13 protein-coding genes are annotated in these 12,771 nt (G+C 68.7%); 9 read left to right on the top strand and 4 right to left on the bottom strand.

The features are described 5' to 3' along the window. Position 1 precedes the first annotated feature (1 nt). Positions 2 to 631: an FMN reductase gene (locus tag E6C70_RS05580; RefSeq protein WP_136423011.1), complete on the top strand. Its 630-nt coding sequence runs from the start codon at positions 2 to 4 to the stop codon at positions 629 to 631. Positions 632 to 769: 138 nt separating this feature from the next. Here the strand turns inward: E6C70_RS05580 and E6C70_RS05575 are convergent, their stop codons facing one another. After that, complete coding sequence (locus tag E6C70_RS05575) at positions 770 to 955, bottom strand: DUF5302 domain-containing protein (protein WP_136423009.1); 186 nt, start codon at positions 953 to 955, stop codon at positions 770 to 772. A gap of 277 nt (positions 956 to 1,232) precedes the next feature. On the opposite strand from E6C70_RS05575, the gene E6C70_RS05570 reads away from it, so the two are divergent. The 5 genes from E6C70_RS05570 (at position 1,233) to E6C70_RS05550 (ending at position 7,300) form a co-directional block, all read left to right on the top strand. Continuing rightward, entirely contained in the window at positions 1,233 to 3,542 is a 2,310-nt protein-coding gene (locus E6C70_RS05570) for a polyribonucleotide nucleotidyltransferase (protein ID WP_136423007.1), read from the top strand. A gap of 159 nt (positions 3,543 to 3,701) precedes the next feature. Beyond that, positions 3,702 to 4,640, top strand: coding sequence for an ABC transporter ATP-binding protein (locus E6C70_RS05565; protein ID WP_136423006.1), 939 nt, complete (start codon positions 3,702 to 3,704; stop codon positions 4,638 to 4,640). Beyond that, positions 4,637 to 5,458: an ABC transporter permease gene (locus E6C70_RS05560; protein WP_136423004.1), complete on the top strand. Its 822-nt coding sequence runs from the start codon at positions 4,637 to 4,639 to the stop codon at positions 5,456 to 5,458. Before E6C70_RS05565 ends, E6C70_RS05560 begins: the two co-directional genes overlap by 4 nt. A gap of 67 nt (positions 5,459 to 5,525) precedes the next feature. Next, a complete protein-coding gene (locus E6C70_RS05555; RefSeq protein ID WP_235833283.1) occupies positions 5,526 to 6,698 on the top strand; it encodes a sensor histidine kinase in 1,173 nt (390 codons plus the stop codon). Further along, on the top strand, positions 6,695 to 7,300 hold the full coding sequence (locus E6C70_RS05550; RefSeq protein ID WP_136423002.1) for a response regulator transcription factor: 606 nt from the start codon (positions 6,695 to 6,697) through the stop codon (positions 7,298 to 7,300). Before E6C70_RS05555 ends, E6C70_RS05550 begins: the two co-directional genes overlap by 4 nt. A gap of 19 nt (positions 7,301 to 7,319) precedes the next feature. Here the strand turns inward: E6C70_RS05550 and E6C70_RS05545 are convergent, their stop codons facing one another. The 3 genes from E6C70_RS05545 to E6C70_RS05535 all read right to left on the bottom strand — a co-directional run bounded on the left by E6C70_RS05545 (position 7,320) and on the right by E6C70_RS05535 (position 8,980). Beyond that, on the bottom strand, positions 7,320 to 7,553 hold the full coding sequence (locus E6C70_RS05545) for a hypothetical protein (protein ID WP_136423000.1): 234 nt from the start codon (positions 7,551 to 7,553) through the stop codon (positions 7,320 to 7,322). After that, positions 7,550 to 8,203 carry a winged helix-turn-helix domain-containing protein gene (locus E6C70_RS05540; RefSeq protein WP_136422998.1) on the bottom strand — a complete coding sequence of 218 codons (654 nt, stop codon included), beginning with the start codon at positions 8,201 to 8,203 and terminating at the stop codon, positions 7,550 to 7,552. The genes E6C70_RS05545 and E6C70_RS05540 overlap by 4 nt, the downstream gene beginning before the upstream one ends. A gap of 315 nt (positions 8,204 to 8,518) precedes the next feature. Beyond that, positions 8,519 to 8,980: an Lrp/AsnC family transcriptional regulator gene (locus tag E6C70_RS05535; protein WP_136422996.1), complete on the bottom strand. Its 462-nt coding sequence runs from the start codon at positions 8,978 to 8,980 to the stop codon at positions 8,519 to 8,521. A gap of 176 nt (positions 8,981 to 9,156) precedes the next feature. On the opposite strand from E6C70_RS05535, the gene pdhA reads away from it, so the two are divergent. The 3 genes from pdhA to E6C70_RS05520 are packed head-to-tail and all read left to right on the top strand — an operon-like array spanning position 9,157 to position 12,649. Continuing rightward, positions 9,157 to 10,263: a pyruvate dehydrogenase (acetyl-transferring) E1 component subunit alpha gene (pdhA, locus tag E6C70_RS05530; RefSeq protein ID WP_136422994.1), complete on the top strand. Its 1,107-nt coding sequence runs from the start codon at positions 9,157 to 9,159 to the stop codon at positions 10,261 to 10,263. Then, on the top strand, positions 10,260 to 11,300 hold the full coding sequence (locus tag E6C70_RS05525; RefSeq protein ID WP_207670038.1) for an alpha-ketoacid dehydrogenase subunit beta: 1,041 nt from the start codon (positions 10,260 to 10,262) through the stop codon (positions 11,298 to 11,300). Before pdhA ends, E6C70_RS05525 begins: the two co-directional genes overlap by 4 nt. Further along, complete coding sequence (locus E6C70_RS05520) at positions 11,297 to 12,649, top strand: dihydrolipoamide acetyltransferase family protein (protein WP_136422993.1); 1,353 nt, start codon at positions 11,297 to 11,299, stop codon at positions 12,647 to 12,649. Before E6C70_RS05525 ends, E6C70_RS05520 begins: the two co-directional genes overlap by 4 nt. The last annotated feature ends 122 nt before the right edge of the window (positions 12,650 to 12,771 follow it).

The raw sequence follows: 12,771 nt of genomic DNA, 5'->3' as shown, positions 1-12,771 counted from the left end.
GATGACCACACGGAAGCTCGCAGTGCTGGCGGCCGGCCTCAGCCAGCCCTCATCGACCCGGCTGCTCGCCGATCGGCTGACGGATGCCACCGTCGCCCGGCTGCGCGAGGTGCACGGCGTCGACGTGGAGGTGAGCGTCGTCGAGTTGCGGGACGTTTCCAAGGACGTGACGAACAACCTCATCACGGGGTTCCCGAGCCCCACCCTGTCGAGCGTCATCGAGACCGTGACCCGGGCCGACGGGCTGATCGTCGCGACCCCGATCTTCTCGGGCTCATACAGTGGCCTGTTCAAGTCGTTCATCGACGTGCTCGATCCGAAATCCCTCGACGGCATGCCCGTGCTCCTCGGAGCCACCGGCGGGTCGGCACGACACTCGCTCGCGCTCGATCACGCCTTGCGTCCGCTGTTCAGCTACCTGCACGCGGTGGCGGTGCCGACGGGCGTCTACGCGGCGGCCGAGGACTGGGGGAGCACGACGGATGCGGTCGGCGCGCTGCCCACCCGCATCGAGCGCGCCGCGGGTGAGCTGGCGGCGCTGGTGGCCGTGTCCGATCGCTCGCAGCAGGTGCGGGATCCGTTCGCCCTCGACTCGTCGTTCAGCGTGACGGGCGGCTTCAGCGCCGCCTGACGCCCATCCGACCGGGTGCCCGCAATCTCGACTGCGGGCGCCCGCCACCTCGCCTCCGCGCCACTTCGTCGGCCTTCGCGCCCGTTTAAATGGCGCGGAAGCTGGCGAGGTGGCGCGGGGCGATCGGGGACCGGTCGATCAGCCGCTCTTGCGGCGGAACTCCTGACGGTTGTCGGCGTTGCCGTGCGCGCCCTGGATGGACGACTGTCCGTCGAGGTGGGCCTGGCCGGCGTGCTGGGCGTTCTTCTTCTTGTCCAGAGCCTCGCGGAATTTGGCTTTGACATCCTCCGAAGCGGCGGTCGTGTTCTCGTCGTCGGTACTCATTTCTCCAGCCTAGTCAGGGCCTCGGACAGTCGCACCTGCTAGGCTTTGTTCGGCCCATTCTGTGGGTTTCACACAACTGAACATCATCGACGGAGCAGGCTGGCAGGATGCTGGTCCCCTGTGGTGGCATTCCGAGCGTGACTCGCGCGGCGTCCTTCTACTGGTGACCAGCGCAGGCGAATCATCCTGACGCGCTGAAATCTGCCTGTTCCCCCTGCTCCCGCGTAGGAGTCGTGCCCATACGGGGCTGCGACGTAAAACAAAGGAGAAAGACCTCTTGGAAGGTCCAGAAATCACGTTCGCCGAGACCGTCATCGACAATGGCAAGTTCGGCACCCGCACCATCCGCTTCGAGACCGGTCGTCTCGCCCAGCAGGCCCAGGGCTCTGCTGCCGCCTACATCGACGACGAGACCATGCTGCTCTCGGCCACCTCGGTGTCCAAGGAGCCGCGCGAGCACTTCGACTTCTTCCCCCTGACGATCGACGTCGAGGAGCGGATGTACGCCGCCGGTCGCATTCCGGGCTCGTTCTTCCGTCGTGAGGGCCGTCCCTCAACCGAGGCGATCCTCACCTGCCGCCTCATCGACCGCCCGCTGCGCCCGTCGTTCGTCGACGGCCTGCGCAACGAGATCCAGGTCGTCGTCACCGTTCTGGCCATCGAGCCCGACGAGCTGTACGACGTGCTGGCCATCAACGCGGCATCCATGTCCACCCAGATCTCCGGCCTGCCGTTCTCCGGCCCGATCGGCGGCGTCCGCGTCGCCCTCATCCCCGGTGAGCACGGAACCGGCCAGTGGGTCGCCTTCCCCAAGCACTCGCAGCTCGCGGATGCCGTGTTCAGCATGGTCGTCGCCGGTCGCGTCGTCGACGGCGAGAACGGGACGGACGACGTCGCGATCATGATGATCGAGGCCGAGGCCACCGATCACGCCTGGAACCTCATCAAGGGCGGCGCCATCAAGCCGAACGAGGAGGTCATCGCCGAGGGCATCGAGGCGTCCAAGCCCTTCATCAAGCAGCTCGTCGAGGCGCAGCGCGCCGTCGCAGCCAAGGCCTCCAAGCCCACGGCCGAGTACCCGCTGTTCCCGCCGTACGCGCAGGAGACCTACGACGCCGTCGCCGGCTTCGCCTACGACGAGCTCAAGGGCATCTACCAGATCGCCGCGAAGACCGAGCGCCAGAACGCCGATGACGAGCTGAAGGCCCGCACCAAGGCGCACATCAAGACCAAGGTCGAAGCGGGCGAGCTGCCCGAGTCGGCTCTCGGACAGGTGTCCGGCGCCTACAAGTCGGTCACGAAGCTCGTGGTGCGCTCGCGCGTGCTCAACGACGGCGTGCGCATCGACGGTCGCGGCCTGGCCGACATCCGTCCGCTCGATGCCGAGGTCGCGGTCATCCCGCGCGTGCATGGTTCGGCTATCTTCCAGCGCGGCGAGACCCAGATCCTGGGCGTCACCACGCTGAACATGCTCAAGATGGAGCAGCAGATCGACGCGCTCACGCCTGAGAAGACCAAGCGCTACATGCACAACTACAACTTCCCGCCCTACTCGACCGGTGAGACCGGCCGCGTGGGTTCGCCGAAGCGTCGCGAGATCGGGCACGGCGCACTCGCCGAGCGCGCCCTCCTGCCGGTTCTGCCGACGCGCGAGGAGTTCCCCTACGCCATCCGCCAGGTGTCCGAGGCTCTCGGCTCCAACGGATCGACGTCCATGGGCTCGGTGTGCGCCTCGACCCTGTCGCTGCTCAACGCCGGTGTGCCGCTGCGCGCCCCGGTCGCCGGCATCGCCATGGGCCTCATCTCCGACACCCAGGACGGTCAGACCCGCTACGCGGCGCTGACCGACATCCTCGGTGCCGAGGACGCCCTCGGCGACATGGACTTCAAGGTCGCCGGAACCAGCGAGTTCGTCACCGCCATCCAGTTGGACACCAAGCTCGACGGCATCCCGGCATCCGTGCTCGCGGCCGCTCTCAAGCAGGCCAAGGATGCGCGCACGACGATCCTCTCGGTGCTCAACGCGGCGATCGACGCCCCCGACGAGATGGCGCCCACCGCGCCCCGCGTCATCAGCGTCAACATCCCGGTCGACAAGATCGGCGAGCTGATCGGCCCCAAGGGCAAGACGATCAACTCGATCCAGGACGAGACCGGCGCCGACATCTCCATCGAGGAGGACGGCACCGTCTACATCGGCGCTGTCGACGGACCGTCGGCCGAGGCTGCTCGCGCCCGCGTCAACGCGATCGCGAACCCCACCAACCCGGAGGTCGGCGAGCAGTTCCTCGGAACCGTCGTCAAGATCGCCGCATTCGGTGCGTTCATCTCGCTGCTACCGGGCAAGGACGGACTGCTGCACATCAGCGAGGTGCGCAAGCTCGCCGGTGGCAAGCGCGTCGAGAACGTCGAGGATGTGCTCTCGGTCGGCCAGAAGATCCTGGTCGAGATCACCAAGCTCGACGACCGCGGAAAGCTGTCCCTCGCCCCGGTGCTCGCCGATGAGGCGGACACCGAGGGTCGCGACGCGGCCAGCGAAGGCCCCGAGGCTCCGGCCGAGGGCGCTGACGTCCCCGCCGAGGTCTAGACCCGGCGACTCGCCTGACGGATGCCCGTCCCACTCCGGTGGGGCGGGCATCCGTCGTTTCGGCGCGGCTGCCGCGGGCTGCCGCGGGTGACATTCGTCACGGTCGGGTCGTGACGATCGATCCGCGCCCGCGCTGCTCATCCGTACGACGATGAAGTCATGGAAACGACCCCTCAACTGGCCACCGCCGCCACGGATGCCCCCGCGTCTCCGCTCGCGATCGCGGCATCGGGCATCACCAAGAGCTTCGGCGACGTTCGCGCCGTCGACGCCGTCGATCTCACCGTCCACGCGGGCGAGATCGTCGCCTTCCTCGGCCCGAACGGCGCGGGCAAGACCACCACGATCGACATGCTGTTGGGCCTCTCCAAGCCCGACTCCGGCAGCGTCAGCATCTTCGGGCGCTCGCCTCGCGCCGCCATCGCCGAGGGCTTCGTCTCCGCGGTGCTGCAGACCGGCGGCCTGCTCAAGGACCTCACCGTCCGTGAGACCGTGCAGCTCACGGCCAGCCTGTTCACGCAGACCCGGCCGGTCGACGAGGTGCTCGAGCGCGCCGGCATCCTCGACATCGGATCGCGAATGGTCGGCAAGTGCTCAGGCGGACAGCAGCAGCGGCTGCGCTTCGCCATGGCGCTGCTGAGCGACCCGGGACTGCTCATCCTCGACGAGCCGACCACGGGCATGGACGTGACGGGTCGGCGCGACTTCTGGAACGCCATCCGCGAGGATGCCGCCCGCGGTCGGACGGTGATCTTCGCGACCCACTACCTCGACGAGGCCGACGCCTACGCCGACCGGATCGTCCTCATGCGACACGGCCGGATCGTCGCTGACGGATCGGCGACCGAGGTCAAGAACCTGGCGTCCGGGCGCACCGTGCGCGCCGTCATCCCCGAAGCCGATGTGGCGGCCCTCGCCGCGTTCCCGGGCGTCAGCAGCATCGAGTCCCGAGGGTCCGCGACGCTCATCTCCACGAGCGACTCCGACGCGCTCGCCCGACACCTGTTCACCCGCACCGACGCCCACGACGTCGAGATCACCGCTCACGGACTCGAAGACGTCTTCATCTCGCTCACCTCGGAAGGATCCGCATCATGAGCACCTCCACCGCATCAGCAACCGACCGGGTGAGCCTCGAGCGGTCCGTACCGCCACTCGGCGCCTTCAACCTCACCTTCCTCCGCATCGAGATGGTGCGGAAGCTCCGCAACCGCCGGACGATCCTGTTCACCCTGATCTTCCCGGTGGCGATGTACCTCCTGGTCGGCTATCCGCAACGGAACGAGCCGCTCACCAGCACCTCGATCGCACAGGGTGGGCTCTCGGTCGCCGCCTACCTCATGGTCTCTATGGCGCTCTACGGTGCCATGATGTCGGCAACGCAGGCCGGTGCAGCCGTTGCGACCGAGCGGGCGCTCGGGTGGAGCAGACAGTTGCGCCTCACGCCGCTCAACCCGGTGGCGAACGTCGCGACCAAGCTCATCGCGGGGCTCGTCTTCGGCCTCATCGCCGTCGGAGGCACGTACATCGCCGGCGCGTTGACCGGCGTGCGAATGGACCCCGAGCAATGGATCGTGTCCGGCCTGGTCGCCTGGCTGCTCGGCGGAGCCGTGTTCACCACCCTCGGCCTGCTGATGGGCTACCTGGTCCCGGGCGAGAACACGGCGCAGATCACGAGCCTCGTCATCGTGTTCTTCAGCTTCATCGGCGGGCTGTTCTACCCGATCTCGATGATGCCAGAGCTGCTCCAGCAGATCGCCGCGTGGACGCCCGTCTACGGCATCGGCGAGATCGCCCGGGCGCCGCTGACGGGGGAGGGGTTCGACCTCGGTGCCCTGCTCAACGCGCTGGGCTGGCTGGCCATCTTCGCCACGGGAACGGCGCTGCTCTTCCGACGAGACACCAAGCGTGTCTGATCGGACGACGGATGCGGTGCGCGCGGCTCGGGGGGAGCCGCGCGCACCGCTCACTAGGGTGGGAGACGTGTCCAGCGCAGTCACGGATGACGAGCCGTTCGGCGGCCCCGGGTGGCCCATCGTCCCCGCAGCGATGGCGCCCACGTCCATCGGTCCGGTGCGCGAGATCCTGACCTCGCGTGGCGCGCGCAGCTGGTACGTCGGATCGGCCTTCTCGGGGATCTGGCTCGTGGGCGTCGGCTTCTCGATGGCGCAGTACACGACGTCGGCCGGGTTCCTCGCCCTCGGCATCGCCTTCCTCGTGATCTACGCGGTGGGATTCGCCATCGCTCCTCCGCTGCAGTGGGCGTTGCCCATGCGCCATCGCCTCTACGTCATCGCCGGCCTGTTCGCACTGTCGTTCGTGCTGTGGCCCTGGCTCGGACTCGGCGTGCACGGCATCTGGACGTACGTCGGCGTCGTGATCGGCATGAGCGTGCTCAGCTGGGAGGTGACGTGGCTGCTCATCCTGGGCCTCGGCGTCCTCGCCGGCGTCTTCGGCTACCTCCAGCTCGGCTGGACCACGGACATCCTCGTCTCGCCGGCCATCATCGTCTCCATCTCCATGATGATGGCCGCCTTCGCCCGGGTGCTCGCGTCGATGAACCAGCTGCGCGCAACTCAGCGCGAGCTCGAGCGAATGGCAGCGGAGCAGGAACGCGGGCGCGTGGCGCGCGACATCCACGACATCCTCGGCCATTCGCTCACCGTCATCACCGTCAAGGCCGAGCTCGCCGGGCGGCTGCTCTACGCCGATCCCGAGCGCGCACGCGTCGAGATCGCCGAGGTCGAGTCGCTGGCACGCGGGGCGCTCGTCGACGTGCGATCGACCGTCTCGGGGTTCAGGGGGGTCAGCATCTCGGGGGTGCTCGCCGCAGCCCGCTCGGCGCTGGAGAGCGCGGGCATCCGATCGGAGCTTCCATCGGGAACGGATGCCGTGCCCCCCGACCAGCGCGAGCTGGCGGGGTGGGTGGTGCGCGAGGGCGTGACCAACGTCATCCGGCACTCCCATGCGACGCTGTGCCGGGTGCGGCTCGGCGATCGGTTCATCGAGGTCGCCGACGACGGGATCGGTCCGAGTGAGAACGCGTCGGACTCCACCGGCATGGCGGGACTGCGCGAGCGGGCGAGCGCGGCGGGCCTCACACTCACGGTTGGTCGCAGCGACCTCGGCGGATTCACCCTGCGGGTCAGCGCGTGATCCGCCTCCTCATCGCCGACGACCAGGCGCTCGTGCGCGGCGCGCTGTCCGCGCTGCTCGCCCTCGAACCCGACATCGACGTCGTCGCCGAGGTCGGCCGCGGAGACGAGGTGCTCGCGGCGGCGATGGAGACGCATCCGGATGTCGCCCTCCTCGACATCGAGATGCCGGGCATCGACGGAATCGCGGCCGCGGCCGCCGTGCGAGAGCGGATGCCGAGCTGCCGCGTCATCATCGTCACGACGTTCGGGAGACCGGGCTACCTGCGCCGCGCGATGCAGGCTGGCGCATCCGGTTTCGTCGTGAAGGACACGCCCGCCGCTCAGCTCGCCGACGCCGTCCGACGCGTCTCGCAGGGACTCCGGGTGGTCGACCCGAGCCTCGCCGCCGACTCGCTGGCGCAGGGGGAGTCGCCGCTCACCGAGCGGGAGACGGATGTGCTCTCGGTCGCGCGGGCAGGCGGGTCCATCAGCGACATCTCGCGTATCCTGCACCTCTCGGAAGGCACGGTGCGCAACCATCTCTCGAGCATCATCGGCAAGACCGGTGCCCGCAATCGGGCGGATGCCGCGCGCATCGCGGAGGAGAACGGCTGGCTCTGAGTGGGCGGACCTTCTGGCTTCAGCAGAGCGGGCCGAACGACGATGCGCGCCAGGTCTCGTCGCGTTCGGCGAGGGCCTGCTCGGCGCAACGGCGGCTCTGCATGAGGAGCAGCAGGGCATCGCGGTCTTCTCGGTCGGATGCGCGGCGCTCGCCCCATAGCTCGATCGCTCGGCCGAGGCGCACGGCGGCACCGGCGAGTCCGGCCGACCGGTTGGGGGAGAGGGCGCTGGTGGGCAGGAGTGCGGCGTTCATGATCGATCCTTGGGGGTTCTGAGGGGAGCTTCGGTGCTCGCGCCACACACGAGCGGGAACGCGTTGATGTGCAGTTGCACCGGAAGTGCGCCAGGTGATGGCGTGCGCTTGTAAGCGTCGATGTACTTCCAGAGCACGGTGTCGATGTCCAGCACGATCTGGTGCAGCTGATCGGAGGTGAGGCGCAGGTTGATGGTGTCGGTCGAGGCGACATCGAGCCACTCCGGCCCGAACACCGCATCGCCCTCGGAGAGGAACTCGCGGAGGTTGGCCTCCCGGGCTCGCATCCATTCGTCCGTGATGAGTAGGGTGGCGAGGCGCTCGGCGCTTCCTGCGGGAAACTCTCTGGGCTCCGGAGTGGCGATCGACCCGGGCCGGCGTTCCCACCAGCGCTCGCGGGCGGTGCCGAGGCTCTTGTCCTCGCGGACGAGCCCGTGCTTCTCGAGTTGCCGCAGGTGGTAGCTGAGTACACCGCTCGACTCGCCCACCCGCGCGGCCAGACCACTGGCCGTCATCGGCCCGTAGGCGGACAGCTCGTCGAGAATGCGGAGCCGCAACGGATGCGCGAGCGCCCGCATGGCCGACGTGCTGAGCACGGCGTCGCGGCCCGGGTGCTGCGGGCTGCTGGAGGTCGTCGCGTCATCCGTCATGATGCCAAGATACCGCTGCAAACAATTGTTTGCAAGTGTTTCTTTGCACTCGTCGAATGGATGACGCCCGCTCGCCACAGCAGAACCAGAGCTCCGTTCTGCCGTCCTCGTTTCAGGCGATAGGCCGCCGGTCAGGCAGGAATCGCGAACGTGTGCCTGACTGGCGTGCGATCGCCTGACTGGCGTCCGTGCACCAGGACGCTGAGCGCCCGGCCCTGACCGTTCGGAGGCCGAGCGCCGAGCGAGTGCCCGTCGTGCCCGTGGCCTCGGCCTGTGAAGTGCCGATTGTGAGCTGGCTCAGCGCCCGGGACCGCTCTACTCGGCGGCGCGGTCCAGCAGGGGTCGCAGGCGGAACGGCACCATCTCTCCCATGGACAGGCTCGTTTCGGTGCGCTCCACCCCCTCGATCGCGAGGATGTCGGCGTCGATGCGGAACAGGTGTGCGGCGTCCGTCGCGACGACGTGGACGAGCAGATCGATCGGGCCGCTCAGGCCGTGGGCCTGCAGCACCTCGGGGATGGCGGCCACCTCCTCGACGATGGCTTCCAGGGCCTTCTGCTGCACGTGCACTGCGATGAAGGCGGTCAGCGGATAGCCGAGTCCAGCCGGATCCACGCGTCTCTCCATCGAGCCGAGCGCCCCCTCCAACCGGCTCATGCGCGCCTGGACGGTGTTGCGGGAGAGGCCGAGTCGCTCGGCCAGCGCGACGAAGGTCGAACGTGGCGCATCCGCCAGGGCTCTCAGCAACTGCACGTCCGTGGCGTCGTAGCTTCGCATGAAGCGCAACGATAGCACCGTCGAGACGCGGCTGACCGTGCAACATGCTCAGTGCATCCGTCATCGATTGTGCCGGATGCCCTCTGGACGTACTCTTGATGCACCCCGGCGATGGAGCCGGGGTCGAGCGGGGCGCCCACGAGGCAGACCGCGCGAGGCCACGACGAGGAGGCCCCATGACCATGCACGACACGTTCCTGCTCCCGCTCACGGACGCGGTGCAGTTGATCACCCCTGAGGGTCGGCGCGTGGCCAGTCCCGCCTTCGACCCGTGGGTCGCCGACGTCACGGACGCGGAGCTGCTCCAGATGTACGACGACATGGTGATCGTGCGCCGCATCGACGCCGAGGCCACCGCCCTGCAGCGCCAGGGTCAGCTCGGACTGTGGCCGCCGTTGCTCGGTCAGGAGGCCGCGCAGATCGCATCCGCCCGCGCCTTAGCGACCCACGACTTCGTGTTCACGAGCTACCGCGAGCACGGAGTCGGCTACGTGCGGGGAGTCACGCCCGCGCAGGTCACGCCGGTCTGGCGGGGAGTCGCGGCATCCGGGTGGAATCCCTACGACGTGGGCATGGCGGCCCCGCAGGTCATCATCGGCGCTCAGACCCTGCACGCGGTCGGCTACGCGCTGGGCATCCAGAACGACGGGGCGGATGCGGTGGCGGTCGCCTACTTCGGTGACGGCGCGACCAGCGAGGGCGATGTCAACGAGGCCATGGTGTTCGCGGCGAGCTTCGACGCCCCGGTGGTCTTCTTCTGCCAGAACAACCAGTGGGCCATCAGCGAGCCGGTGTCGCTGCAGGCACGTCGCGCCATCGCCGAGCGCGCGCCCGGCTTCGGCATCCCGAGCCTGCGCGTGGACGGCAACGACGTGCTGGCCGTGACCGCCGCGACCCGCATCGCGCTCGACCGCGCGCGGTCCGGGGGAGGACCCACGTTCATCGAGGCGGTCACCTACCGGATGGGACCGCACACCACCGCTGACGATCCCACCCGCTACCGGCTCGACGGCGAGCTGGCGGAGTGGCGCGCGAAGGACCCGATCGCGCGGCTCGAGACGCTGTTGACGGATGCCGGCGCTCTCGACGACGACCACCGGACGGCGGTGAAGGCGAAGGCGGATGCGGCAGCCGCAGAACTCCGTGCGGCCTGCATCGCCCTCCGCGATCCGGAGCCGATGAGCATGTTCGACAATGTCTACGCCGAGCCCAACAGCATGATCGACCGTGAGCGCGAGGCCTCCCGGCGCTACCTCGCGATGTTCGAAGGGGTCGAGGCATGACGACGCTCGAGATGCCGGTCGCGACCGAGACGCTCACCCTGGGAAAGGCGATCAACGCCGGTCTGCGCCAAGCGCTCGCCGATGATGACAAGGTCATGCTGCTCGGCGAGGACATCGGCACCCTCGGCGGTGTCTACCGCATCACCGACGGGCTTCAGCGCGACTTCGGCGCCCGCCGCGTGCTCGACACGCCGCTCGCGGAGGCCGGCATCCTCGGCACCGCGGTCGGCCTCGCCTATCGCGGCTACCGCCCCGTCTGCGAGATCCAGTTCGACGGCTTCATCTATCCGGCGTTCGACCAGATCGTTGCGCAGGTCGCCAAGCTGCACTATCGGACGCAGGGCGCCGTGCGCATGCCCATCACCGTGCGGGTGCCGTTCGGGGGCGGCATCGGGGCGGCCGAGCACCACTCGGAATCGCCGGAGGCGTACTTCACCCACACGTCCGGTCTTCGCGTCGTCGCGGTGTCGAACCCGCAGGACGCGTACACGATGGTGCGGCAGGCGATCGCGAGCGATGACCCCGTGCTGTTCTTCGAGCCGAAACGGCGCTATCACGTCAAGGGCGAGGTCGTCCTGGGCGGGTCCCTCTCCGACGCGACCCCGATGGGCTCCGCGCGAGTGGTGCGGCCGGGAACGGATGTCACGCTCGTCGTGCACGGCGCTTTGGTCCAGACGGCCGTTGATGCGGCCCGCGCAGCCGAAGCCGATGGGACGTCGATCGAGGTGATCGACCTGCGCTCACTCTCGCCGATCGACTACGACCCCATCGTCGCATCCGTGCGCAAGACCGGTCGACTCGTCGTCGCGCACGAGGCTCCCGGGCAGGGCGGGATCGGCGCTGAGATCTGCGCGAGCATCACCGAGAGGTGCTTCGGCGCGCTCCGTCACTCGCCGGTTCGGGTGACGGGGCACGACATCCCGTATCCGCCGTCGAAGCTCGAGAAGCATCATCTGCCCGACCTCGACCGCATCCTCGATGGCGTGGACCGCGTGCTCGACCGTCCCAACTCGCTCTCAGGAGGGCCACTCGCATGACCGTCGACTTCCTGCTTCCCGACCTCGGCGAGGGACTGACCGAATCGGAGATCGTCTCGTGGCACGTCGGCGTTGGCGATGATGTCACGCTCAATCAGATCATCGCCGAGGTGGAGACGGCCAAGGCGATCGTCGAGCTGCCGTCGCCGTACACGGGAACGGTGGCGAGGCTGTACGCCGAGCCGGGCGTCGTCGTGAACGTGGGGGAGCCGATCGTCGCCTTCGACGTGGCCGGAGAGGGTGATTCTGGTCCGTCCGAGGATGCCCCTGCGGTGGCGGAATCCGCGGGCGGTCCGGGCGATGCCGGCGAAACGACGCCCGCACCAGCGACCGGCTCGACCGAACCGCCCGTACCGGCGACCGGCTCGACCGAACCGCCCACCTCGGTCGACCCGGCCGCCTCGGTCGACCCGGCAACCTCGCTCGATGCGGCCACGTCGGTCGACCCGGCGTCCGCCGTCGAGCCGGCGCCTGCGGACGATCTCGTGCCGGCGCTGCCCGAGCCCACGCAGCCGAACCTCGTGGGCTACGGCGCCACCGCGGATGCCGCCGTCCCGAAGCGGAGGTCGCGCCGGACGGACTTGCCGGAGCCCGAGCCGGAGCGTGCCGACACGCCAACCGATGCGGACCGCCCAACCAGCGCGGCTGACGTGCGCGAGACCCGGTCGCCGATCCGGAGCGTGCGCAAGCACACCGCGGCCGCCATGGTCCAGAGCGCCTTCACGGCGCCGCACGTCACAGAGTTCCTCACCGTCGACGTGACCGAATCGATGGCGTTCATCGCGCGGCTGAAAGATGATCGCGCCCTCTCGGAGCATCGCATCGGCATCCTCGCTCTCACGGCCAAGGCCGTCTGCCTCGCACTCGGCCGCCATCCCTCGCTCAACAGCCACTGGGACGAGGAGGCGCAGGAGATCGTCCAGTTCCACTTCGTGAACCTCGGCATCGCGGCCGCCACCCCGCGCGGACTCGTGGTTCCGAACATCCCGGATGCAGAGCGGATGCGGCTGCCGCACCTCGCTGACGCCATCCGCGATCTCGCCGAGACGGCGCGGGCCGGCCGTAGCGCTCCGGAGCGCCTCGGCGGTGGGACGATCTCCATCACCAACATCGGCGTCTTCGGCATCGACGCGGGCACGCCCATCCTGAACCCGGGCGAGGCTGCCATCCTGGCGATGGGCGCCGTTCGGCGAGAGCCGCGCGAGCACCTCGGAGGGATCGCCCTGCGCGACGTGATGACGCTGAGTCTGTCGTTCGATCACCGTCTGATCGACGGCGAGCAGGGATCCCGTTTCCTGGCCGACGTCGGATCGATGCTGCGGGACCCCGCGCTCGCAATGCTCGCCTGAGCTGCTCAACCCTCTGATAGCTGGGTGAATGCAGGATGAGATCGACGATGGACGCATATCGCAGCCATGACCGATCTCATCCTGCATTCTTCGCCTGATCCGAGGCACTCGTTCCGCCACCC

The organism is Orlajensenia flava (assembly GCF_004801905.1).
In the GTDB taxonomy this organism is placed as follows: Bacteria; Actinomycetota; Actinomycetes; order Actinomycetales; family Microbacteriaceae; genus Orlajensenia; species Orlajensenia flava.
Note: the sequence above shows the minus strand (reverse complement) of the source record. Positions and strands in the feature narration are given on the sequence as shown.